General features: G+C 67.8%; 16 protein-coding genes. 9 read left to right on the top strand and 7 right to left on the bottom strand.

Annotated features, from left to right (window positions below):
* Positions 1-67: 67 nt before the first annotated feature.
* Positions 68-733 carry a hypothetical protein gene (locus tag ACGFI9_RS34445; RefSeq protein WP_393184777.1) on the top strand — a complete coding sequence of 222 codons (666 nt, stop codon included), beginning with the start codon at positions 68-70 and terminating at the stop codon, positions 731-733.
* Positions 734-854: 121 nt separating this feature from the next.
* Here the strand turns inward: ACGFI9_RS34445 and ACGFI9_RS34440 are convergent, their stop codons facing one another.
* On the bottom strand, positions 855-1,148 hold the full coding sequence (locus ACGFI9_RS34440) for a DUF6896 domain-containing protein (protein ID WP_393184775.1): 294 nt from the start codon (positions 1,146-1,148) through the stop codon (positions 855-857).
* A gap of 280 nt (positions 1,149-1,428) precedes the next feature.
* Between ACGFI9_RS34440 and ACGFI9_RS34435 the strand changes: the two genes are divergently transcribed.
* Entirely contained in the window at positions 1,429-2,631 is a 1,203-nt protein-coding gene (locus ACGFI9_RS34435) for a HEAT repeat domain-containing protein (protein WP_393184773.1), read from the top strand.
* Between the two features lie 551 nt (positions 2,632-3,182).
* Here ACGFI9_RS34435 and mqo read toward each other — a convergent pair.
* The gene (mqo, locus tag ACGFI9_RS34430; RefSeq protein WP_393184771.1) at positions 3,183-4,673 is read right to left on the bottom strand and encodes a malate dehydrogenase (quinone); all 1,491 of its coding nucleotides are present in this window, start codon (positions 4,671-4,673) and stop codon (positions 3,183-3,185) included.
* A 414-nt stretch (positions 4,674-5,087) separates the two neighbouring features.
* Here mqo and ACGFI9_RS34425 point away from each other — a divergent pair, with 414 nt between their 5' ends.
* Positions 5,088-6,047, top strand: a complete 960-nt coding sequence (locus tag ACGFI9_RS34425) for a hypothetical protein (protein ID WP_393184769.1) — start codon at positions 5,088-5,090, stop codon at positions 6,045-6,047.
* A 139-nt stretch (positions 6,048-6,186) separates the two neighbouring features.
* Positions 6,187-6,420, top strand: a complete 234-nt coding sequence (locus ACGFI9_RS34420) for a hypothetical protein (protein WP_393184767.1) — start codon at positions 6,187-6,189, stop codon at positions 6,418-6,420.
* 478 nt (positions 6,421-6,898) lie between these two features.
* Here ACGFI9_RS34420 and ACGFI9_RS34415 read toward each other — a convergent pair whose 3' ends face one another.
* The gene (locus ACGFI9_RS34415) at positions 6,899-7,120 is read right to left on the bottom strand and encodes a hypothetical protein (protein ID WP_393184764.1); all 222 of its coding nucleotides are present in this window, start codon (positions 7,118-7,120) and stop codon (positions 6,899-6,901) included.
* A gap of 513 nt (positions 7,121-7,633) precedes the next feature.
* Here ACGFI9_RS34415 and ACGFI9_RS34410 point away from each other — a divergent pair.
* Positions 7,634-8,869 carry a hypothetical protein gene (locus tag ACGFI9_RS34410; RefSeq protein WP_393184763.1) on the top strand — a complete coding sequence of 412 codons (1,236 nt, stop codon included), beginning with the start codon at positions 7,634-7,636 and terminating at the stop codon, positions 8,867-8,869.
* 369 nt (positions 8,870-9,238) lie between these two features.
* Here ACGFI9_RS34410 and ACGFI9_RS34405 read toward each other — a convergent pair whose 3' ends face one another.
* The 4 genes from ACGFI9_RS34405 to ACGFI9_RS34390 are packed head-to-tail and all read right to left on the bottom strand — an operon-like array spanning position 9,239 to position 17,611.
* Entirely contained in the window at positions 9,239-10,444 is a 1,206-nt protein-coding gene (locus ACGFI9_RS34405) for a TIGR02679 domain-containing protein (RefSeq protein ID WP_393184760.1), read from the bottom strand.
* Positions 10,441-14,808, bottom strand: a complete 4,368-nt coding sequence (locus tag ACGFI9_RS34400; RefSeq protein WP_393184759.1) for an SbcC/MukB-like Walker B domain-containing protein — start codon at positions 14,806-14,808, stop codon at positions 10,441-10,443. Before ACGFI9_RS34400 ends, ACGFI9_RS34405 begins: the two co-directional genes overlap by 4 nt.
* Positions 14,805-15,947, bottom strand: a complete 1,143-nt coding sequence (locus tag ACGFI9_RS34395) for a TIGR02678 family protein (protein WP_393184849.1) — start codon at positions 15,945-15,947, stop codon at positions 14,805-14,807. Before ACGFI9_RS34395 ends, ACGFI9_RS34400 begins: the two co-directional genes overlap by 4 nt.
* Before the next feature lie 20 nt (positions 15,948-15,967).
* A complete protein-coding gene (locus ACGFI9_RS34390; protein WP_393184758.1) occupies positions 15,968-17,611 on the bottom strand; it encodes a DUF2397 domain-containing protein in 1,644 nt (547 codons plus the stop codon).
* 357 nt (positions 17,612-17,968) lie between these two features.
* Between ACGFI9_RS34390 and ACGFI9_RS34385 the strand changes: the two genes are divergently transcribed.
* The 4 genes from ACGFI9_RS34385 (at position 17,969) to ACGFI9_RS34370 (ending at position 23,844) form a co-directional block, all read left to right on the top strand.
* A complete protein-coding gene (locus ACGFI9_RS34385; RefSeq protein WP_393184756.1) occupies positions 17,969-18,574 on the top strand; it encodes a DUF6308 family protein in 606 nt (201 codons plus the stop codon).
* A gap of 4 nt (positions 18,575-18,578) precedes the next feature.
* Positions 18,579-19,436: a protein NO VEIN domain-containing protein gene (locus tag ACGFI9_RS34380; RefSeq protein WP_393184754.1), complete on the top strand. Its 858-nt coding sequence runs from the start codon at positions 18,579-18,581 to the stop codon at positions 19,434-19,436.
* Between the two features lie 320 nt (positions 19,437-19,756).
* Entirely contained in the window at positions 19,757-21,949 is a 2,193-nt protein-coding gene (locus tag ACGFI9_RS34375) for an ATP-dependent endonuclease (RefSeq protein ID WP_393184752.1), read from the top strand.
* Positions 21,946-23,844 carry a UvrD-helicase domain-containing protein gene (locus tag ACGFI9_RS34370; RefSeq protein ID WP_393184750.1) on the top strand — a complete coding sequence of 633 codons (1,899 nt, stop codon included), beginning with the start codon at positions 21,946-21,948 and terminating at the stop codon, positions 23,842-23,844. Before ACGFI9_RS34375 ends, ACGFI9_RS34370 begins: the two co-directional genes overlap by 4 nt.
* Positions 23,845-23,942: the final 98 nt, after the last annotated feature.

Below are 23,942 nucleotides of genomic sequence, written 5' to 3'. Positions count from 1 at the left end.
GAGCCCGGCCGCGACGCGTTCTGCAGCCGGCTTGCCGCAGCCTGAAGCAGATCGGCATCATGCCGTCGTGGGATCGGACTGGATCTGGGAGCTGCGAGTGCCGGCGGCGGCAGAGCCAGCTCTTCGCGAGCTGTACGCCCTGGCAGCCGACCGGGGCCTGCGCCCGCAACGCCCCGATGGGCTGATCAACCTGTTCACCAACCCGGACGGCGACCTGCGCACGGTCGAGGACCCGCAGGCGGCGCTCGACGCCATGGCGACGGGCAACGAGCATGGCCAGCTCTGGACGAACGGCAACGTCGACATCTTCGTGACCTGGCAGGACGGAACTCTCATGTGGGCGTTGGATTCCGCCTTCTGTTACCGCCGCCCAACGCCCGAGGCCGACACCTTCCGCGAGTTGCACGCTCGCCTGACCGGCTTGTGGCTCGACGTCGCCCAGCGCCTGCAGGCCGACGTCGGCCGAATCCTCGACGAATGGTCAAGCGAGCAGGTGTGGGACCTCGGCATCCACGACCACTCCCACCCGGCCGGTGGTTGGCCGGCCGAACTCGGCTGGTGGACCTACCTGGGCCCCGACCGCCACCTGCCACCGGCACCGCTGCCCGAGATCGCGGCCCAGGCACGCCGGCTCCCGAACGGCGCCCTACTCGTCGAACTCCTCGACGACCCCGCCACCGTCGACCCGCTCCGCTACCAGGACATCCACACCCGCTGGCTCCTGCCGGCATGAGCCCAGCGAAGCAAAACCCCTTGCAACACTGGCGGCCCAGCTCACGCACGGCGGAAGATCCGGGTACCTGAAGATGCGCTGCTTCAAGGCGGACAGCGGTGGGTTGCTGCGTGTGGGTGACTCATGCCGGGCCGCCTGGAGCGTCAGGCAACGCGAACCAACGGCCTTCAACCACCTCGCGTAGGTGGCCCTCGCCGGCGAGATGGGTGCAGGCCGCCACGATGTCCTCATGGCTGTAGCCGTCATCGGCGGCTTCGTTGAGGAACCAACGGATTCGCCAGGCGTCGAATGCTTCAACCTCGCGCCCGAGCAAGGGATCGGTGACCAGGTCGACGTCGGCCTCCCTGCCGTCGGCAGCTGATAAACCGGCACCCCGCGCCGTGGACGGTGTACTCGATCCCGCTACGGGTGACACCTTCCCGGGGCAACTCTCCGCGCGAGCGGACCGCAGCCAGAAGATCCGCGATGTCCGCGACGGGAAACAAGTCGGCGAGCAGTCGACCACGCAACTCGCGCAGGGCGGAGGCGAAGCGCAGAACAGCGTCAACCGACGAAACATCCCGGGCCATGCGCCCAGTATGAGGATCCTGCCTCCGCACATCGGCGCGAATCCGCGCCTGGCCGGCGACGGACAAGCGGGTTGATCTTGCCGGTTCGGTGCACTGTTCCACCATCGGATGTGGCATGGTGACCGCGTGATCGACAGCCGTGGGTCCTTGGAAGCCGTGGTCCGGCACGCCGTAGAGCTTGAGGACGATTACGACGCCATCGCACCGACTCTCAGGGAGTTGGAGGCCTGCGGGGACATCACGTTGGTGCCCCACCTGACCGAGGCACTCGACCGGTTCCTCGACGAAGGGAACTTCTACGGCCGCGACCTGATCGCTGGCGTCTTGGCCGGCATCCATGGTGTGGCGGCGCTTCCCGCGCTGCTGCGCGCCTCGGCCCGCGACCTCGCGGACGACCAGGACAGCTTGCAGGCCGAAATCATCGACCTGCTGCACGGGGATCGGCCAGCCGCCCGGCGCGCGGTGCTCGAGTTGGTCACCGGTAACGCGCTCGAGTTGCGCCGCGAAGGGCTGTGGGCACTCGGGTTCGTGGCCGAAGCGCAGGACGTCGAACTGCTGGCAGCTGCGACGACCGACGCCGATCCGAAGATCAGATCCGTGGCAATCGCCTCGATTCCTGACTCAACCGCCGACGACCGGGCCTTCAAAGTTCTCATCGACGCACTGCGCGACCTGGACGAACAGGTACGAGTATCGGCGATCAGCCAACTTGGCTACAGCGGCAGGGCTGACGCGGTGATGCCGCTGGTTGCCCTCGCCGCCGACCTGGCGCCCCGGGTACGATCCATGACCGCGTACGCACTCGGGCAACTCGGCAACCGCGAGGCGACCCCGGCCCTGCTGCGGCTACTCAACGACCCCGACTCGCACGTCCGCGAGAACGCCCGCAACGCCCTCGGCGCAGTCGGCGGACCGACCGCAGTCGACGCCCTGCTCACGCTCGCTGCCGACGAAGACCCGGAACTGCGGATCGACGCCGCCCACGCGCTCGCGAAGGCGGTCGACTCCGATCCCCGCGTTGCACCGCAGCTCACGGCGCTGGCGCGAGACGACCAGGCAGTGGTACGCGCGGCCACCATCCGTGGACTCGCCAGCGCCGGTGGCAGCCCAACACACTGGCAGAAACTCCTGGTTGAGCTCGCAACCGACCCGGCCCCCGACGTCCGTCAGCGGGTCGCGGTTGCGGCGCGACATCTCGCGCCTGACGCTGCCCCGGACATCCTCCACCGGTATGCCAGCGACCCCGACCCGGTGGTGCGCCAGCTCGCCGGCACCGAACTGGGCCGACTGACCGCACCACCCACTGCTGGCGGGCCGGTGGGGATTTGAACGCCCTGAATCCAGCGAGCGGCAGGAACCGCAGGAAACCCCATGATCGACTACCGCTGCTCGGGCTGCGGCCAGCGCTATGCGACCTATCTCCCAGAACATGCCAATGAGCCCTGCTGCCTCTGTGCGGCCAAGGCCACCTGGGAGTCGCCTCCACCAGAGACGCAGCTGGCGATCGATGCGCCATCACTCGTGGAGCGATACCTGGCCTCCTCGCGATGCGGAAAGCGGATCCGCCGATCCTGCTACCCCAGGCCATGGACGTACTCCAGCTCCGCTCCGACGCCGCGCTGAGTGACGCGCCGGTTGCCGAGTAGCCGCCTTACCTTGGGAAGCGAGCGGATCGCGGCAGATGCGGTCATGTCTCGATCTCGAATTGGTCGATGGCCACACGACGGCCGCGGCCTCGCGTACACGTTGCGCCAGTCGGTGAGGTAGCCGGCCATCTCGTCCGGGTCGCTGATCACGCCGGAGGGCCCGACCGCGTGCCGCAGCCGGCCGATGAGGTCGCCGGTCACGAGGCCGCCGTCTCTTCCCGTGGACCGTCGTGCTCACCCCGGCAGCAGCCCGAGCATCCGGCGGGCCCGCGTCACCTCCTCGCCGAGCCGGTCGGGGCCGAGCTGCCGCACCGTCTGCGTCGACGGCGCGAGCCGGTCCAGTTGTGGCGCCCACTCCGGCATGCGCTGCGGAAAGCTCGCCGCGAGCAAGTCGAGCATCGTCGACGCGGCGGTCGAGGCGCCGGGCGAGGCGCCGAGCAGGGCGGCCAGGGAGCCACCCGCGGAGGTGACGATCTCGGTGCCGAATCCGACCGTGCTGCGGCCGGCGGTCTTCTTGAGGACCTGAACTCGCTGCCCTGCGGTCATCAGCGTCCAGTCGTCCCCGCGCGCGGACGGCACGAACCGGCGTAGCGCGGCCGTTCGGGCATCCGCGGACTGGGTCACCTGCCGGATCAGGTAGTTGACCAGCGGGCGGTTGTCCCGCGCTGCGGCCACCAGGACGGGGAGGTTGCCGGGCCGGACCGATCGCACGAGGTCGGTAAGCCGGCCACGGGTGAGGAAGCGAGGCGAGAAGGCCGCGAACGGTCCGAAGAGCAGCGCCTCCTGTCCGTCCACCACCCGCAGGTCGAGATGCGGGACAGAGATGGGCGGGGCGCCCGGAGCCGCGTGCCCGTACACCTTTCCCCGGTGGGCGGCCACCAGCTCGGGCCGGTCGGCGCGCAGGAACTGCCCGCTGATCGGGAAGGCGCCGTACCGCCGGATCTCCGGGACCCGGGCCGACTGCAGCAGCGGCAGCGTCCCGCCGCCGGCCCCGACGAAGACGTATGGGGCCCGCAGTCGCCGGCGCTGTCCCGTCCTGCGGTCGCGGACCTGCACCACCCAGGTCCGCCCATGCCGGCGCAGGGCTGTGACCTCTTGGCGCGTCCGCACGACGCCGCCGCGCTGCTGCAGGGCCGACAGCAGTTGCCGGGTGAGGGCGCCGAAGTCGACGTCGGTCCCCTGCGCCGAGCGGGTGACCGCCACCGGTTCGTTCCCGTTCCGGCCCTCGAACATCAGCGGCAGCCAGGAGGCGAGGACGTCGGGGTCCTCGCTGAACTCCAGGTCGGAGAAGAGCGGGTGGCCCCGCAGGGCCTCCCACCGGGCGTGCAGGTACGCCACGCCGTCCGCACCGGGACCGAAGCCGAGGTGCGGGACCGAGTGGATGAACGCCTCGGGCGGCCCGAGTACCCCCCGCTCCACGAGACGGGCCCAGAACACCAGAGATGAGACGAACTGTTCGCCGATCCGCACGGCCCTCGACGCGTCCACCGTGCCGTCTGGCCGCCCCGGGGTGTAGTTGAACTCGCAGAGCCCGGCGTGGCCGGTGCCGGCGTTGTTCCAGGCGTGGGAGCTCTCGAGCCCAGCCTCGTCGAGCCGCTCGACGACGGTGATCCGCCAGTCCGGCTGCACCTCGCTCAGCAGCACACCCAGGGTGGCGCTCATGATCCCGCCGCCGACGAGGACGGCGTCCCAGTCCTCGCTCGGGCCGCTCCTCGACACGATCACACTCCCCACGCTAGGAGCTCACAACGATGTCTGTCCAAGTTTGTTCGGGTATGGGCCGATATCCCTACGATATCGCGATACAGCCGAGCAGCAATGGCATCGCTCGGTCCAGAACCTGGTTGATCACCTCGGCGCCTTGGAGCCGGGTGAGGGACGACATCCGGCGCGGGGTGGCGCGGGGTGGCGCGAGATGATCAACGACCCGGAGGCCAAGATCGGTCGCCCGCGGCAGATGTACACCGGTTACGCCGAGCGGGACTTCGTCCCCGCCGAGCAGCGCTGACCCCGGTCCGAGGACGAAGGCCGCCGACCCCCGCGAGGGGTCGGCGGCCTTTTCGCGTACGGCGCGAGGTAAACGCCGGCGACTTTGACGTCTGCCGCGCCGGTGGCGAGCATGGGCGGCAGGGGGCCGCTATGGCGAACATCGACGTGGACCAGCTCAAGAGGGTGCTGTCGGCGGAGAAGACCCGGGCCGACGCCGACGCCGGCCGGCTGCGGGCCGTGAACCGGGCGCTGCGGCGGGTGCGGCCGGGACCGGACTTCGAGGCGCGCCACCGGCGGGCGCTGGAGCGGGCGTTCCGCACCGAGATGCCGGACGCGGCCCGGTACTTCGCCGAGGCCGAGGAGACCTTCCGGCGCGGGGTCCGGGATCGCCGGGCGGCGTTGGACGTGCTCGCCACCGCCCCACCCCCGCTGGCGCCGACCTCCACGCTGCTGGAGACGCCGTTCCTGATCTGGGGGCTGGCCGCCGGCAGCCCAGGCTCCCGGCTGCGGTACGACGGCCACATCGAGGCCGGAAACAGCTGGGCGACCATGGCCAGCTACTTCGACGGCGACGACGCCTTCCTCACCTATGACGAGGTCGATTTCTACTTCCTGTGGCAGAACGACGGGGGCACCGACGTGGTGGTCGACGTCCAGTCGCTGCTGCGGCTCACCGGCAGCCTGCACGCCTGGGCGGACGCCGGGTTTTTCTGGACGCCGTTCTGGGGCGTGACCACCATCGGAGACAGCACCGGATACGTCCAGGCGCGGCTGGAGCTGTTGCAGTGGTGGGAGCAGCCGCCGACCCGGCCCCTGCCGCAGCCCGACCAGGTCAACGACGTGGAGTCGCTGTCGGTCAGCGGTGGGTGGCAGCTTCTCGGCCGGCCCGGGCGGCACGAGAGTGTGCCGGTGTCCGGCGCCGCCCACCTCGCGTACGACACCTTCCGGGTGCCGGCCGGCGCGGTGGCCGTGTTCGAGGTCGGGGTGCGGGTCGGGTGGGGCGGGTACGACGGTGGCGGGTTCGCGGACTTCGAGTCCGGCGACTTCCGGGTGGTCTGCCCGCATGTGCAGTTGGAGTTCCTGACCGCCCCACCGGTGGTGAGTCCCTGACGGTGGGGCGGTCGGCGGCCGGTACGGCTCAGCGCAGGCCAGCGGCGGCGAGCAGCTTGCCTCCGGCAGGGCGGGTAGCGCCCGACCGAGGGTCATCCGCTCTTCGGCCCGCTCGGCGGTGAACGCGGCGTCGCCCGCGATGGCGGCGCCGTACGCGGCGGCGGTGCGGGACGCGATGGCCGACCAGCCGTACTGCTCGTGGACCATGGCGCGGGCCCGCCGGGCCACGGCGCGGGCCCGGTCCGACAGCAGGGCGTACACCGCCTCGCTCGGCCCGTCCGGGTCCTGCGGGGCGAAGGTCATCCCGGTCACGCCCGGCTCGACGATCTCGGCCAGCCCGCCTGTGCGCGGTAGTAGGAGCCGCCCGGCGTAGCCGTACAACGGAATGCCCTGTCACGGCTGGCCCAGCTTTGCCGGGGAGCCATGTGCGCATGCCGGCTGAGTCAGCACTTCGTGACGCCGCGTAGCGCGCGGATCGTGGCAGATCAGTGCACACTGCCCCGGATACGACGTAGGCCGCTGAGCTGTGTTCTGCCAGCTCAACGGCCTTGCTGCTGCGTGTTCGATCTTGTGTCCGAGGGGGGAGCTGAACCCCCACGCGTAGCATCCGTTATACAAACGGGTGCTCATGCGTTAAGCCTAGCATTTTACGTTGCGTAACACTGCAGGCGTGAGCCGCCCGCGTGGTGCAATTTAAGCAAACAAGCCGGTCTGCCTGCGCCGATGACAGCGAAATCGTCAATCCGGCCACGGAGAAGGGCACCTCCTGCAGGCAGAGTCTGCAATGGAGTTCGCGCCCTGAGGCACCAGCGACGGCGCAGGCGCACAATTCCAAGGGGGTGATGGAGTTGTCAGGCCCTCGGGTGCGCGCCCTTGAGAACAGCCAGCAGGTTTCGCAGATAAGGCTCTGAGCCAAGGTCGTCGGTCAATCTCGCGTTCGCCGCGACCAATTCCTCCTCCGAGATTATCGGATCGTGCACGACAGCCAGATCAGGGTCAATATTCACGGCATAGGAAGGATTGCCAATCATGGCAGCAACATCACGAGTCCACTCGCCGTCTGCGCCGTCCATCCGCTGCGTCCAAGGCTTTGGCCACCCTCGATAGTTTCACACCTCCTCAGCCTCCTGATGGGACGCAGGTCCAGCCGGATCGGTGTCGCTCATCCCCAGAGGCTTTCGAACGGGCATGCCGCTTCGTGCGGCAGGATCCAGGACTGCTCCCCCACCGGCCACACGAACGACAGGATCTCATCCGGCAAAATCGGCCCACGCCCTGAGCCTGGGCGTGCTTCTGTAGGCGGACGGCGAGGGCCGGGGGGATGGGTTGCCAGCGCAGGGTGCCGCCGTTTTCGGTGAGAGCGGGCAGCGCGCGACCATGTGCTGGTCGCCCTCGACGGTGGCATCTGGCCGGATCAGCATCCGGTGGCCACGGCCGTGGCCGATGTCCTTGACTTCGGCACCGGCCAGCAGCCATGTGCGCGACGTACGACGGACCGCTATTCTGTTCGGCTGCTCACATCTCGCGTGGCAGCAGCGAGACGGGCTACCGGCCACGGATCGCTCCCACCGGCACCACTGTGAGGCATGATCATGACTGACCAGATTCCGGCCGACACTGATCGTCTGCTGCTTCCGCTAGGCGGCCCGCAGAAGGAACTGCTAGGCATCATCGGTGACACGGTAATGGAGACTGGCGCCTGGCCGGTGTACCAGTACGTGCAGGCCAAGCTCGACGACCTCGGGTTGGACAGCGAGGAAGTGTTCGCCGGCCTGCCGAGCTTCTCGCACCTGCACCTGACCTACTCGCTCATCCGCCGCGACCGCAACGGCCGCGAGGAGGAGCCGGTGAAACTGACGGTTGCGGGCATGGCCCACCTCGACCAGTTCGCCTCCACAGTCGAGATGTTCCTGCAGGTGGTCAACGAGCTGGCCGACCGGCGCGCGGCCGCGCCGTTCGAGCCGGGCCGCGTGGTAACGGTGGAGATCTCCTGGCCGGAGCTGGTGACCGATCTCGGTCTGGACGGCGAACCTCTCGTAGAGCTGCTGCCGGAGCTGTTGCAGGGCGAGCCGGCCACCTGGCACGGGCCGCAGCAGCGCGGCGACGCCGGTTGGATCTACCAGCCGAGCAGCCACCTGCGCCGCTTCCGCAGCGTCCGCGACGTCAACGACTACCTCACCCGGATGCGCGCCTGGATCATGCCGCCGGAGCTCGTCCCCGCGCCCCAACCGGTGTCCCCGCTGGGCGTCGTGGCCGCGTTCGACTACCTAGACGTGGTCTGGCAACTCAAGTTCGGTCGCAAGCTGGTGCACGTCCCCAGCGCCGAGCGTGCCGCCCGGCTGGCCCTGCCGGTCTCCACTTCGGAAGAGTTCGACAACCGGCTCAGCGCGTTGGGCGAGATGTTCAAGGGCCTGGATGCCGCGCCGGACATGGACGCTGGACCGTTCGACAAGATGCGCTCTTTTCTGACCCGGGAGCTGCCCGCCGAGTCGTTGCCGGCGGTGCGGGCGGCCATCAACACCCTGTTCCAGGTCACGCACATCCGCAATGGCGGCCAGCACTTCGGCGCCGAGACCCAGGCGGCCGTGGCTCTGCCGGCGCTAGGTCTGGGCTTTCCCATCACTGACCATGCGGCGGCCTGGTGGATCGTGCAGACCCACGTAATCAACGCGCTGGACACGATCCGCGTCGAGATCAGCGGGCTGCCCAACCGTGTCCAGTCGGCCCGGCCCGCCCCAGCCGGTACGCCGAGCCGGGGACGCTCCCGCCCACGGCGACCGGCGGGCCCGGGCGCAACCGGCACGGCACGGACAAGAACCTGACCGCTGCAGATGGACCAGCCGAACGGACAGGTTCTCGTCGTCGGCGTGGCACGCAGACCGGGTGGCCTACCGGGTGCGCGCCCGCTGCCACCACCGGCACCCGGTGCCCGGCGCGGCGGGCTTCCCGCACTTGTCAAGCGAGCGGCTGTGAATCCGTTGGATCTTGCTGACTGAGCGTAACCCATACCCATCGGGTGCCATGCGGCTCTCCCAAATCCAGAGGGACTCCTCTACCAAGGACGTCTCGCCGGATCGGACTATTCGTATACGGCGGTGTCGGTAAGCGTGCATAGGCCGAGTTGGGGTGCGACAGTGCCCGCCATCCAGGTCGAGTGGCGATCCCCGGCGAGTAGGGCTGGGCGGGCGACGTCAGATCAGTCGATTCGAGCGAGCAGGGCCTGGTACGCGGTCAGGATCGTCTGTCGTACGCGTGGCAGCGACGCTGAGTGCCGGGGTCAGGTCGGTGATCAGCGCGTCCAGGCGGGCCTCCTCGTACACACCGTCGACGTCCCTGAGCCATTCGGTGGCGCCCGGGAGAGAGAGCATTTCCGTGAGGAACCGACGGCCGGCGTCGTCCCTGTCGGCAGTTACCAGCAGCCGCACGCCGGCGCCGGCCAGGCCGCGCAGGAGTGTCCAGGCCGCCGACGATGGCCGGCCGTAGATGCACACCAGCGGCAGACAGGTCTGGCCGAGACGCTCGGCAGCGGCTTCCGCTACTGCCGGGTTCTCGCAGACCCGGACCATGTCCACGTCCGGGCAGGGAGCCCATTCGCCGCGTAGTGACCGGCTGGTCAGCCACACTGGCTCGCCGCACCCGGCGGCCGCAGCCGCGATCCTCGTTGCCGGCGCGGTCCCGTTGAGCGGGAGGTTGAGGACCAGGACGGTGGCGGACACTTCGTCGCAGCTGACCCCGTGTCCGGCCCACACCTGCCGCCACCGGGCTGCGCCGAGCGCCGTGTCAGCGGCGGCTGCGGCGTCGGCGGGTAGGGCGGTGGCGGCCGCGAGCAGGCGGGCGGCGATCCGGCCCAGGTCGGTGTCGCGGTCCAGCCGGTGAGGGTCGGCGAAGAGGCTGTTCGCCACCTCCGCCAGGGGTCGGCCGGTGCCGGGTAGCGTCTGCCACAGCCGTATGAGGTCAGCGGCTCGGCTGGTGGCCAGATCCGGGTTAGGGCGTTCAAGCCATCGCCGGGTCCGGGCCAGTTCCACTGCGTGCGTGGGCAGCCCGGCTTTGTCGAGGGTGGTATAGGCGGATTCGATGGTGGCGGCCGCGAGCGCGGCGGCCTGCTCCCTGCGGCCGCGGACGTCGACGATTGGGCCGCCGGTGCGGGTTAGTAGGTCGAGCAGGTCGTCACCGGCGCGGGTCAGCGCGGCCCGCAGCTTGCCGAGGGTGATCGGTCGGCCGGATGTTTCCCAGTCCAGGCCGAGGATCCGACCGACCTGCGCCCGTTCGGGCTCGGTCAGGGCTACACGGACGGTGACCCCGGTTCCTGTGCGGTGCTCTTCCAACAGCTTGCGGACTGCCGCGAGTACCTTCTGCGGGCCGGCCTGAGCCGCCCATCGATCCGTTGCGGCGGTCATGCCGGCCCGCCCGTGCCCACGGCGACGATGCTCGCTGGAACGCCCACGTCGTTTCCGGTGTGGTTCGGCCCGGCTGGGCCGCCTGTTTCGGCAACGGTGGTGAACAAGTCCGGACCGGCGTCGTCGGTTGGGCGACGCGGCGTGAGGATTCGGGTTGCATAGTCGCCGACCGGAACCTGTTCCAGGGTTTTCCCGGCCCACAGCATCAGGGACAGGTCAACGCCGGCGGCCGGTGCTGGGGCGCGGGTGATGATCCATAGCGCGGCTGTCGGGACCTGCGCGACCGCGACGAGCGGCGCTGGTCCGGCGAGGAGGAAGTCCAAGTCGAAGTCAGTGAGCATTCGCATCATCGTGGCCCGGTTGCTCGGGTCGACGCCTTCGAACGCCTCATCGAGCCACAACGGCCGCGGCGCGTCCTCCGATTCGGAGTACAAGGCGACCAGCGTCGCCAGCAGCGGCTGGAGGAGAGTGACCACCTTCCCGCCGCCGGAGTCGACGCCGTGGACCTTCCTCGTCAGGTCTTTCCAGCGGGTCTCGTCGTCGCCGTCACCCACCTTGTATTGGGCGACGATGTCGAACCAGGCCCGGTAGTCGAGGAGTTCCGCGAGACGGTCGGTCCAGTCTTCGGTGCCGACCAGGCCGGCGTCCTGCGCCTCGCGCAGCCGGGCGCCGAGGAACAGTTGGATTTGCTGCTGTGCGCTTTCGGATTCGATCGATCCTTCCTGCAATGCCTTGAGGATCTTGAATCCGGGCTCCTGCCCTTCGGCTGGAACGCGGCGCAGCCGCAGCGTGGTCTTGTTCGCCCCGGTCGGATGCTTTCCGAGTACGTCGTTGACGACGTCGAGGAGCTTGATGACTTTCTTCATTCGGTCGGCGAGATGGTCGATGAAAGTCGATGACAGCAGCTCGGTGTACATCTGGTGCAGCTTCTCGTCGTGGGTGCGCGACAGATCCTCGACCAGAATCTGCAGATGCCGGATTGCATCAGCGGGATCGAGCTGGGCGCCGGAGGCGTCCACGATCAGAGTGACCGATGGCAGGGGATGCTGTTCGTCGGCCTCTGTGGTGATCACCGACCGGCCGCCAGAGGTTTCCAGAACTGTGCGAAGGTCGACTAGCGACGAGCCGAGCATGCGCGACAACGCCGCCTCGGCTCGCCTGGCCTTCTCGTCGAGCAGCTCCGGCCACATTTGAGGTCGTAGCTGGTCGGCAGCCGTGCGAGCATGCGCGAGCGCGGCATCCAGATCCCGGCTGTCCGGAACGGTGAGGTTGCGGGCTGCGGCCAGGCCGGCGTCGACCGGCACCCACCATGCCGCAGCTGCGATGTCCCGGCGTTCGAGAGCGGCAGTGAGGTCGTTGCAGCGCTGCTGCCAGGTGGAGTTCGCCTCCCCGGCCGCCGCCGAGCGGGCGAGGCCTTCGCTTTTGCTCGCCGAGATCGACGGCCCGTACTCCTCAACCTGGCGTTCCAGGCGTTCAGCCTGAGCGAACAGTTGCTGGGCGTCAGCGTCCACGGACTTTTCGGCCAGCGTCGCGTTCACGTCTGCGGTTTGCGCCGTTTGCGCCTCGTCCTCGGCGGTGCTGGCGGCCTCATGGACTCGGCTGTCCTCAATCGCGACCCGTCCTGCTGCGGCCATGACCGCCGACATGGCCGCCTTCTGCGCAGAGAGTGCGAGACGGAGACCGCCGGAGGCGGTCGCAGCCGCATCGAGGGCCCCCGCGAGGTTGTCGAGTTGCTCCTCGCCGGTTGTCAGCAGGTGCTCGGCGGCGTACCTGGTCACCTCTCCGGTCGCCGCGTCCGAGACACGTCGGCCTTCCTGTTCGCGGCCGCGAGCGTCACGGTAAGCGCTGGATGCCTTGTCCGCCTCGTCAGCCGCAGCAGTGTGTGCAGCAGCGGCTGCAACGACATCCGCGTCGGTAGGCGCTTGGTCCGCTGCCGCCCGCAGGCTCGTGATCTGCTCACTGACCTGGTCTGCTTCACCGGCCAGTTGCCCAAATTCGGCCCGGAACTCTGTCGCTTGCGCGCGCAACGCGGTGATCTTGCGGCGGCGGGCGGCAGCCCGAGCGGCGGTGCCGATGAGCTCGGCACCATGCGTCGCGGTTCCAGCCCGGCCCGCCGCGGCGGGGGTCTGCCAGCGTCCGTCGGCGGCCAGGCAGGTCGGTGCGGTCAACGGCCCGTGGGTGGTGTATCCGATGCCGGCGAGGATCCGCAGTACCGCGGCGGACAGGCTGCCGGCGTCCTCGGCCGGTTGCAGCACCTGCGCAAGATTTCCCGTGCCGGCCGGGACGGTGCCGGGGACGATGATGAGCTCGTCCCCGTCGCGGTCCGGTGCCCAGACACCGTCGGGAGTCACCCAGGCGTCCAGCAAACCCGCGGCCGACAAGCTGGCCTCCACCTGGTCGAGGACTACTGGGTCGAGACCGTCGACCGGGTCGACCAGACGCCACAGCGGGGCGCCTGCACCGGACGGGAATGATGGCCGGTCACGACGGATCCACCGCACTGGCGGATCGGGCGTCGGGTCGCCGGCGCTTTCGAGTGCGTCAGCGTCGCGTTCGGCTTCGGCGGCGCGGGCGGCTGCGGTTTTCGCTGCGGCCCGTAGTTCAGCGACGCGGGTGGTGAGGGGCCCGGTTGCTGGGTCGAGCCACTCCCGGGTCAGCAGGCCGGTTAGTACCTCCCGTGGCCGGAGCGTTCCCGTCTGGGCCGTAACGGCGGTGATCCACGCGTCGCGGACCTCGACCGGCGGGCACACATCGCCCAGTGTTGTTGCCCACCGCTCCAGATCGTCGGACAGGATTTGCAACGCCTGCGCCAGGGCGTGTTCGGTGGCCTCCGCTGCCTCGGTGCGTTCGTCGAGCTGCTCCTGCGCCTTCTGAGCCACGTCGTCGAGGGCCTGCCAGGCCGAGGACGCTTTGCCGGCGGCGCGGATCAGTTTCCGCAGCGTGCCGACCTGGGCGCGGCGGGCGGCGATGGCTGCGTCGAACCGGTCGACGTCGCCGGATGCTGCCCACTGCGGAACCTGGTCGCCGAGCCTGGCAACCGCCGCTGTCTCGACCGCACGGCGGAGGGCAAGGTTCAGCTCCTGCTCAGCGTTTCCGTGTTCTTCGTCGGCTTTCTCCCGCTCGGACTTGGCCGCTTCGAGGTCAGCGCGGGTCCGTTCAAGGCGAGCGGCGGCTTTCTCCGCGCGGCGTTTCGCCGCGTTCGCTTCCGTGCGCAGCCGCTTGGCATCGTTGGCCCGCTCTACCGCGCTCGTGTACGCCGCGGAGCGCAACAACTGCATCAGTTCCGTGCGCGTACGGTCGCGAGCTTCTTCGAGGTGCTGGGTGTTTCTCGCCTCCTCGTCCAGGCGTTTGCGGGCGTCGTCCAGGTCGGCCTTCGCGGCGCCGACCTGGGCACGTGCCTCTGTAACACCGGTGTCGGTGGCGATCAGGGTGTCGGCGTGCAGACGAAGGACGGCGTCGGCCCACGGTCGCCATGCCCTCGTGAGGTAGACGGCGATTGCTTTGCGGGCCTCCTCGGCCGAGTCCCGATCGCGGGCCAGCTGTTCGAGTTCCTGCCAGCCGTGGGCGAGTTCGGTCACCTCGCTCTTTGCAACTGGTGGCAGCGCCGAGCGGATCTGGGAGGTGAACCAATCAGGGTCGAGTTTCTGCCCCAGGTGTGGGGTGCGCAGCACCTTCAGCATCTCGATCACGGTCGCGTACCGGTCGGTGTCGTCGAACCCGAACAGGTCAGTGGCGAGCCGCTCGGCGTAGGTCTGGCCCTTTGGGTACACAGTGACGCCGTCGACGGCTTCGAGGGCTTTGGGTTCGGTGACCGCCTGGCCTGCGGCGAGGTCTAGGCCGGCGCGGACCCGGGCGGTGCCGTGGCAGACGACCCATGCGCGGGTCATCTGCGCCACGCCGCGTTTGGTCTGGGTGTACAGCATGGTGGTGAAGAATTCCGGCGTGCCGAGCGGGCCGATTCGGCCGTATTCAACCCAGGCCCAGCCGCGGTTCGTCGAGGCGGAGGCATCCCGCCGGTCACGGTCGTCGGCGACCGGTTCGACGTAGTACCGGTACTCCTTGTCGGACTGGCCGAACGTGTCGACGTATTTGCGGTCGAGGCTGCCGGCGAGCATGAGGAGGGTCGTCAGCGCCATCAGCGTCGACTTGCCGGACTGGTTCTGCCCGACGAACTGGGCGCGGCCGTCGGCGAACCAGTACTCGGCCACGTCGAACTCCCATAGGCCGACCACCCCGGCGCGCAGTACCTGCCATCGGGGGCGGGCCGGGTCGGGCAGGCCGGCGGTGGTGACCGCGTCGCGCCACGCGGCCAGCTGCGTGTCGGTGGCGGCCGGGCCTGGGGTCGGCAGGTCGGTCGTGGTCATCGGGTCGTCTCCGATGGGTCGATGAGGGTGATGTCGGGGTCGCGATACCGGCCCGCGGCCGGGGACAAAGTCCATGACTGGTCTGGGCCGACGCGCAGCAGGCCGAGCTCGGTCAGGATCGTTTCCGCGTCGGCGCGGACCGTGCCAGGCACGGTCTTCTGGTCCTTGGACATGTACTCGCCGCGCCAGCCGATCAGGTCTTCGACGACCTCGTCCACCTGCCCGTCGGTGAGTACCACGGTGCCAGACGCGGTACGGGTGCCATGCCGTCCAGCAAGGTCAGCCATCAACAGCGCCACCCAATCAGCCGCTCGCGCGCGCGGCCAGTCGGCCACGGTCGGCGACCGATCCGGGTCGTCGTGCAGCACGAGGACGAGACCTTCGGCGCGGGCCTCGACCGTCCCGCCGGTCATCTGCGCGAGGTCGGCGGTGCGCAGCCCGCGGGCCTTACGCAACGCGTCCGCGTCCTGCTCGTCCAGATCCGCGTACACGACGGCTGGAGTTTCCAGCAGGGCACGCAACTGCCGGACTGTACGGGTTGCGGCGATCTGCTCGGCGTCGGTGTCCTGCGGTTGCACGGCCGCAGCGAGCACATCAGGGCTGGTCAACAGCAGCAGCGCGTCCCGGTCAACCTCGTAGCCGGCACCAGGCCCGGCCCCGTCTTCGGTCCAGTCGTAGAGCATCTTCTCGTCGCTGGTCCGGCGGCGCAGCACGCCCCACCTGGCGAGCAGGGTAGCCGCGTCACGCAGCAGGCGACGCTGCGGTTTCTGCTCCGGGTCGTAGCCGGTGACGGTGACCCCGGGTGCGGAGGTCAAGTCCCGGACCATGTCGGACAGCCGCTGCAGCGTCACCGTCCCGGAGATCTCCTCGCAGCATGCGGCTAGGCAGCAGACGAGCGAGAGCAGCCGTCGGCCAGGTGCGTCCGCAGGGCGGGGTGGGGCCGTAACGGTCCCGGCGATCGGAACCCGGATCAGGCGTACGGCCCGGCCGACCCGCTGGATCCGGTACCCGGCCCGACGGGCATGCTCGGTGATCTGCCGCTGGTGACGCAGGACGTGTCGGTGCAGGACCCGGTTCGTGGCCGGAGTAACCAGCGGCTGGGCGAGCAGGCCGAGGAACGCCTGCTGCGCCTCCCGCACGGACGCGGAGGTAGATGTGTTCACGGCCGGCTCCCGGCTGGGGTGATGTGCAGGACGATGTCGGGGTGTACCAGCCGGCCATCCGGCGTGTGCACGACGGCGGCCGGCGCACCGTCCTCCGGCGGGTCGGCGCGCAGGAGCCACCGGGCGTCGCCGGTGGTCGCAGATCGCCGGCCGGTGCCGTCCGGTTGGACGGCGGCAACCGCGCCGAGCAGGACCAGCAGCATTTGCAGCTCGGCGGCGGTCAGATCCCGCCACTGCGACAGCCGTTGCCCGGAGCGGGCGAGAATTGCCGATTCGGTGATCGCGGCCTGCGCGGCAGCCCGTGCGGCCCGTTCCCGGGCAGCGCGTTTCGCGCCGGTCCGGTCGGGAATCCGCGCTGCGGTCCCGGTCGTTGCTTTCGGGCCCTGCTTGCGCAGACGGGCCTCCACGGGGACCGGATCGGCATCCCAGAACGACACCGCGCCGGGGTTGCCCGCCGGTGGGTCCCCCGCGCCCGGCAGATGCCGGGCGGAGAATAGCCCGGTCGAGCTGCACCACAGCCGCCAGGCGGCGTCGTCGTCTGCGGTCGATTCCAGGCGGGTGGCCAGATCGATGAGTTCCGCTCGGCGAGAGACGTGCCCCCCGACGGCGGCCAGGGTCCGCTGCCCGCGCAACAGCGGCCCGATCGTGTCGCGCATCTGTCGGCGTAGTTTGCGGGCCTGGCAGTCCGGTCCGTCGAACCAGCGGCGCAGCGTCTCTAGGGTAAGCAGGTGGGCGTTGACGAGCGCTTCGATCGCTGGCTCGTCCGCGTTCGCGCCGAGGGTGTGCACAGCGATGCGCCGCCACGCCGGTATCGGCAGCAACGCGAGCTTCGCCGCGAGATTGGTGATTGCTTCTGAGTGCGTGTCGACGCCGGCGCCCCACATATCCACATAACGGCGCAGGGTCTCCTGGACCGTGGTGATCTTCTCCAGTGTCGGCGGGCCAGCGAGCGCACCGGCGAGCCGCGCCTGCCACCCTGCGGCGGCCTTCACCATTGCCTGGTGCGTCGTCGCGATCACGGACCAGGCAGCCGCCGCCCCCGCCGGATCCGCCTCTGCGCTTTCGTACAGCAGGGACAGGTTGGCCATCAGGATCCCGGGGGCAAGGGTTGCAGCGGCGGCTGCGGCGGTGTCGTCGCCGAGGGACGTGATCGCCCGGTGTAGTTCGGCGACGGTCTCGGTCAGCTGGTACCGGTCCCGGTCGAGAACGAACTCCGCGTCTCGGACCGCTTTGTCCTGGAACCGGTAGACGACACCCCATCGTTCGAGACGGCCCATCCGATCCTTCAGCTTGAACGCCGGGTCGTCGAGGAGCCCCGGATCGACACCCAGCACCTGCAGACGGCGGCGCAGCAGCCCGGGCAGTTCGGTAGCCGCGACCCCGGTCAGGGTGTGCTCCTGCTCGGCGAGCAGCACATCGACGATCAGCCGGTACTGGGCCGAGAACCGGCTCGTCAGATAGCTGGCCTGCAACAACCCGCCGGGCAGCCCGGCCAGCTGCCACAGATCCGGGCCGTCAGCCGACCGTTCCTCATCGTCGTCGAGCTCTGCGCCGTCCGGCCGCACACACATCCCCTCCCACACCACATCGCAGGGCTCGCGCTCGGGCCAGGCACGAGACGCGCTTCCCAGGCCGAACACGAGCCGCTACGCGATCATAAGGGTGCGCACCGTTACATCCGGCTCGACAAGGGCGTCCGGTGACCTGCGCGACCACCGTCAACTGATCACTCGTAGCACCAGCCCGGACGGCTGACCAGTGCCGCATCCCCGCGCTCGAGGTTTTGTCGGGTCACCGACAATCGCAACTTGAACAAAGCGCGCGGCACTTGGCGTTGTTGGACCTCCTAGGGTTCGGCCTACCAGGAGGTTCCCCAGGCCCGGCACACGCCACGGCGGCTTGCAGGAGCACGCCGGCATCAGACCTTCCGAACGGCCGCACGAAAGCAGGCGGATGAACGAATGCTTTCCCGCCGCGGATCCGTTACGGTGCCCGGCGTGGACGAGTTCGCCCGGGCCTATGCGGCGACGCTAGATGCTCTGACTGGTGACGCGGCCTCGCGTATCGCCGCCTACTACGACCCGGAGGGCGACTACGCCGGCGGTTCCTTTCTGGCATTCGGCCCGAACACGCCGACCGAAGTGACGGCTGCGGACCTGTTCGCGGTGGCGCTGCTCAACGCCGACATCGGAGCCCGCGCCGCGAGGCGCGTTCTGGCTGATGAGCGCCTGGTCGCAAACCTGCAGGCGGTACCGACCGACGTTCGCTTGGAGGACGCGGACGATGGCGTGCTAGACGTCGCAGGAAGGTTCTACGAGAGGCTGCGACAACTGTTTGTAGACCCACGGGCCGCACGATCGGATCCATGGGTAGCTCCGGCGAAGCTGGCCGCCCGTAAACGTCCGTGGCTGCTACCGGTGCGCGACGGACTGGTCCGCCAGTACCTGGGCATGCAGAAACCCTACTCCTACCGGCGTGACTGGCAGATCTATCAACAACTCATGCGCGACGAGCAGATACGTGGGCTTCTCGACGACCTGCCGGCCAACGATCCGCCGCTGCGGATCTTAGACGTGGCGCTGTGGACGCGCGCAAGGCAGTGACTCGATGGTAGTCCTGCTCAGGCACCAGCCATGGAACATTGGCGGCAAGCTAGACGTCAGCGAACGTGAAGTCGAGTGGAACATGTGGCGGCGACGTCTGCCGCCCTTCGCGCAGCTCGATGTCGGCACTCGGGTCGTTCTCGTCAGCGGTGGTGGGCCGAATGCAGGGTTGCTGACGTGGGAGGTCGAGGTCATCGACGTCGTGAAGGGCCGCTACGACGATCACGAGCATGCCGCGCAACTCATGCGGAAACTCGACATCTCCAGGACTGCCTTTCTGAACCAGGACTACACCACCAACGCTCCCGACTCCGGGTGGCTCCTCGGCTGGACCTACCGGCCTGTCCGGCTCATCATGGAGCCACGCGCACCCGAACACCGGATCGGCAGGCACGGCTGGGGCGCTACCGACACTCTTGGTATCGGCGGCAACGGCACTGCCGGGCAAGGACGGCTCGAAGATCCGCTGCTGCGCCGCAAAGTCGAGCTCGCCGCCATGCGCAAGGTCCATCAGTGGCTCGTTAGCCAAGGACATAGCCGCCGCAGTATCCGGAACACGTCGGCGTATCACCCGTACGACTACGAGGTTGGGCCAGAGCGTGCTCCGAAGTTCCGAGTCGAGGTCAAAGGCACTCTCGGCGGGCGGGGCCCGGTGTTCGTCACCGCCGGCGAGGTACGTGCTGCGCAGGAAGACGGCATCCGCACTGTCCTCGCCATCGTTCATGACCTCGAGCTGACATTGCGGGCCGACGGGACGTGGACCGTTCACGGCGGGTACCTGTGGCTCGACGAGCATTGGATGCCCCGCAACGATGCACTTCAGCCAACGCACTACAGGTATCAGCCCGGCTACGGTCCATAACCCACGGGACGGCGAGGCTATCCCTCCTCACAGATCTTAGTCCCCGGAACCTCGCCTTCATCGATGTTCCAGGCCGCTTGCAATCGACACGATCTGTAGGGTCAACACAGAAAGGACTCAGTGAACCGTCCACCTCATCCGAACCGGTAAACTCCATGGGCATTAACGCGGCAGGCACCGATACCCTTTCGGGTCCTACCTTGACTAATGATCTCCACTTCGATTGTCGTCAAACCTAACTACAGGAGGCGACAGATGATCTATAGTGTTCAGTTGATCGCACGCCTCCTGACGGTGTGCCTTGTGGCGAGTGGAGCGGCGTGCATATCAAGACGTTCCGTGTGAAGAACTTCCGGCGGCTGCGAGACGTCAAGATCGATCTCGACCCTCAGACAACAGTGTTCGTCGGCGCAAACAACAGCGGGAAGACCTCGGCCGCCCAGGTGTTTCGGCTGTTCCTAGGCGTCGAGAAGGGGCGATTCCAGCTCTACGACTTCACCGCCGACTGCTGGGCCGAGCTCGACTCGTTCGATGCCGCTGCGGATGATCCCGATGAGCGACTTCCCCACATCGTGTTGGACATCTGGCTCGACCTGGACGGGGACGATGACAATCTGCATCGCGTCGTCGATCTTCTGCCCGACCTAAGCTGGAATTCCGGGCTGGTAGGGGTCCGGCTCGCGTACATGCCCAAGAACGGCAAAGCGCTGATCGAAAACTTCGAGGAGTGCCGCAGACGGGCGTTGGCCGTCGACCACCCTAAGGAATCCGCCTACGAACCCTGGCCACAGTCGCTGACTGACTATCTGACGCGTGAGCTGCGACGCGAGTACGAGATCACCTACGCGATCTTGGATGCCACTCGTTGCGACGAGCAGCTCGATCCGGTTGCCGGGTATGTCCCGCACATCGTGGGCGGCAGCGAGAGCCGCCTTGGCGCCAAGCTTGACTCATTGATCAAGATTGACTTCCTTGATGCTCAACGCCACTTGGTCGACGGCGAGAGCCGCGGCCGCGCAGAGGATCTGTCCCGAAAGTTGAGCGGCTTCTACGCCCGCAATCTCGAACAGCGCGAGGACGATCTCGCGGCCGTCGCCGCGATCGCAGACTCGGAACGCCACCTCAACGAGCACTTCGCGAAGGTCTTCGAGTCGACGTTGGACAAGCTTGCCGATCTCGGCTATCCGGGTTTCGTGCATCCGCGCTTGGTGGTGAAGGCCTCCTTCAACGCGCAGAGCGTCCTCAACAGCGGCGCGCGGGTGCACTACGCCCTACCCGCCGCCGACGGCCCGGGAGGCACGACGGAGCGCACGCTGCCCGACCAGTACAACGGACTGGGCTTCAAGAACCTGATCTACATGGTTGTCGAGGTCTTGGACTTCCACCACCGGTGGATCGACGCCGAGGGCGAACGACCACCGATCCACCTGGTGTTCATCGAGGAACCCGAGGCGCATCTACACGCCCAACTGCAGCAGGTCTTCATCCGCAAGATCCGTGAGATCCTGCCGCAGGTCGAGCCGGCTTTCACCACCCAGATGGTTGTCACGACGCACTCCGCTCACGTCATCTACGAGAAGACTTTCGAGCCGATCCGGTACTTCAAGCGGGCCGGTGCTGACGGCAACATCCACCACACCGACGTCAAGGACCTGATGAGGTTCCGGGAAACGACGGAGGTCGCTACCCGACACTTCCTCCGGCAGTACCTCAAGCTGACCCACTGCGACCTGTTCTTCGCCGACGCCGCCATCCTGGTCGAGGGCAACGTCGAACGGCTCCTGCTGCCGCTGATTATCCAACAGACAATTCCTGAGCTCCAGTCAAGTCACCTCACGATCCTCGAGGTCGGCGGGGCACACGCCCACAGGTTCCGGGAACTCGTTGAATTCCTAGGAGTTCCCACGCTCGTCATCACCGATCTGGACAGCGTGCGAGGGCCGAATCCCGACGCGGCCAAGGCCGACTCCACTGAGGCTCCTGCGGCTGGGGCATCGTGTATGACGACGCAGGCAGGAGCGGTCACCAGCAACGAGGCCCTGGCCACATGGATTCCGGGCTTCCGATCGATCGACCAGCTTCTCAACTCGAACGACGCTGCGAAATGCCCACGCGCCGTCGACGGCCGTCCGGGATATATCCGAGTCGCATACCAGACCCGCCGACCGATCGTGTGGGGCGGCCAGGAGGCCACCCGAGCCGGTCGCACGTTCGAGGAAGCATTCGCTCTGGAGAACCTCGCATGGTGCCAGGATGAGGCACAGACAGATCTCCGGCTCCGTGTGCCAGGGGCCGCGACCATGGCCTTGGACGACCTGCACGAGGAGATCTACAAGCGGGTCAGATCCTTCGACAAGACCGACTTTGCTTTAGCACTCATCACCAAGGACCACAACCAGTGGTCAGCACCGCAGTACATTACGGAAGGCCTGAACTGGCTACGCGACATGGTCACGGTCGCGGCGCCCGACACTGCGCCCCTAGCGACGATCGAAGCCGAGGTCGGCAAATGACCAGCCGGGTCGATGCCCGAGACACTGACGCCGACCGGCGGATCCGCGATGTCCTCGATCGCAAGGGAAAGGCCGGGTTCATCGTCACCGCTGGGGCGGGATCCGGGAAGACCACCTCGCTGGTCAAGGCCCTCGCGCACGTGGCCGCAACCCGTCGTGCGCAGCTTCGTGCGCGTACCCAGCGGATAGCCTGCATCACCTACACGGAAGTCGCCGCAGCCGAGATCCACGGCGACGTCCAAGACGACCCGCTGGTCTACGTGTCGACGATTCACAGCTTCCTATGGGACGCCATCGCACCGTTCCAGTCCGACATCGGCGCCTGGATCGAAAGACAACTCGCGACCAAAGTCGACGAGATTGACGGCAAAATCGAGAAATCGAAGGCATCGACCAAACGAGACGCCATGACCCAGGACCGGGTCCGCTACGAGCGTCAACTTGACGCGCTCCGCACGGTCCGCAAGTTCACCTACGGGGTGGGACCGGACTACGGTAGAGGGCAAATCGGGCACGCGGATATCCTCAAAATGGTGCCGCAGATGCTTCTCGAGCAGCCGCTGCTGGCGAAGGTCGTCGCGACACGCTTTCCGATCATCTTCATTGACGAAAGCCAGGATACAGACGCGGCCGTCGTCGCTAGCCTCGTACACATGTACAAGACCGTCAAGAGCGACTTCTGTCTGGGGTTCTTCGGCGACCCGATGCAGCAGATCTACCCCACGGGCATTGGCCGGGTTCCGGCCGAGCCGGACTGGGAGCTCATCAACAAACCCGAGAACTTTCGCTCCTCGCGCCGGGTGCTCGAGGTCGTTAACCGAGTACGAGCCGCTGCGGACGGTGTTCAGCAAACACCTGGCCGGCCGGAAGACCTGACCCCGGACGGACACGCTTACTTCTTCGTTCTGCCTGCCGACGCCGACCGCATCGACAGCATGGACACCATTCGTCGCTGGCTCGCACTCCGTACGTCGAACGATGCCTGGACCGGCGACGCGCCGGACAGCGTGAAGATCCTCGTGGCCATGCACAAGCTCGCGGCGCGGCGGCTCGGCTTCGCCAACCTGCACGCAGCCTTCCACCCGCGAAACCCACCCACACTCGCTACCGCATTCATCGAAGGCAATGCCTGGCCCATCACACCGTTCGCCACCGTCATCCTGCCGCTGTGCGACACATCGAAGGACGCCGCAGCACTTCGCATCCTGCGAAAGCACAGCAGGCTACTCCGTGACGACCTCGCCGGAGCAGCTGTCGCGCGGGCACGATTGACGTCGGCCCGCGACGCCGTGACCAAACTACGAGGCCTCGTGGCCGACGCCGGCCCAGGCTCGGTCGGGCGGGCGCTACGGTTCGCGTACGACAACGGTCTGATTGATCCGGCTCCGCACCTCACCCGCTATCTAGACCCTGACGGACCGTACAGCGACCAGGTGCTGAGCGAAAAGACCCGAGAGATCCTCGACGCATTCATGGCATGCGACGTACGCGAGGTTGAAGGCTATCTTCGCTATGTTAGCCGTCAGTCGCCCTACTCAACTCAGCACGCAACCAAGGGCGCTGAGTTCCCTCGTGTCATCGTCCTACTGGACGACACCGAAGGCGTCCTCCCGTCGTACTCCTACGACAAGCTCCTCGGACTCGCAGAACCGTCGCAGACGGACCGCGAGAACAAGGCGAACGGCAAGGACACGACGATCGAACGGAGTCGGCGCCTGCTGTACGTCTGCGTCTCACGCGCCCGGGAGGAACTCGCCGTCGTCATCTACGCAGACAACGTCGAATCCGCGATCCTGTCCCTCAAAGTCTCCGGCCTAGCGGACCAGCCACTGGCGCTGAGTGACCTCACCAACGGCGTCAACGGGCCGCCGGCTGTAGCTCCGCAGCCCACCTAACAACCACTACACGACGGTCAACGGGTACATCGTCGTCTGGATCAACAAACCCGACCAGCGAACCGAGCTAGAACCGCTGGTCGCTTAACTCCCACTGG

Origin of the sequence: Micromonospora sp. NPDC048930 (assembly GCF_043197935.1) — a bacterium.
In the GTDB taxonomy this organism is placed as follows: Bacteria; Actinomycetota; Actinomycetes; order Mycobacteriales; family Micromonosporaceae; genus Micromonospora.
The sequence above is the reverse complement of the archived record's forward strand: the minus strand, read 5'-3'. Positions and strand labels throughout refer to the sequence as shown.

What these genes read in the sequence shown, in the direction of transcription:
- ACGFI9_RS34380 (WP_393184754.1), top strand. Translation starts at nt 18,579, where the DNA reads ATGGTAGTCCTGCTCAGGCACCAGCCATGGAACATTGGCGGCAAGCTA.
- ACGFI9_RS34370 (WP_393184750.1), top strand. Translation starts at nt 21,946, where the DNA reads ATGACCAGCCGGGTCGATGCCCGAGACACTGACGCCGACCGGCGGATC.
- ACGFI9_RS34400 (WP_393184759.1), bottom strand. Translation starts at nt 14,808, where the DNA reads ATGACCACGACCGACCTGCCGACCCCAGGCCCGGCCGCCACCGACACG.
- ACGFI9_RS34420 (WP_393184767.1), top strand. Translation starts at nt 6,187, where the DNA reads ATGGCGGCGCCGTACGCGGCGGCGGTGCGGGACGCGATGGCCGACCAG.
- ACGFI9_RS34425 (WP_393184769.1), top strand. Translation starts at nt 5,088, where the DNA reads ATGGCGAACATCGACGTGGACCAGCTCAAGAGGGTGCTGTCGGCGGAG.
- ACGFI9_RS34405 (WP_393184760.1), bottom strand. Translation starts at nt 10,444, where the DNA reads ATGACCGCCGCAACGGATCGATGGGCGGCTCAGGCCGGCCCGCAGAAG.
- ACGFI9_RS34410 (WP_393184763.1), top strand. Translation starts at nt 7,634, where the DNA reads ATGATCATGACTGACCAGATTCCGGCCGACACTGATCGTCTGCTGCTT.
- ACGFI9_RS34415 (WP_393184764.1), bottom strand. Translation starts at nt 7,120, where the DNA reads ATGGACGGCGCAGACGGCGAGTGGACTCGTGATGTTGCTGCCATGATT.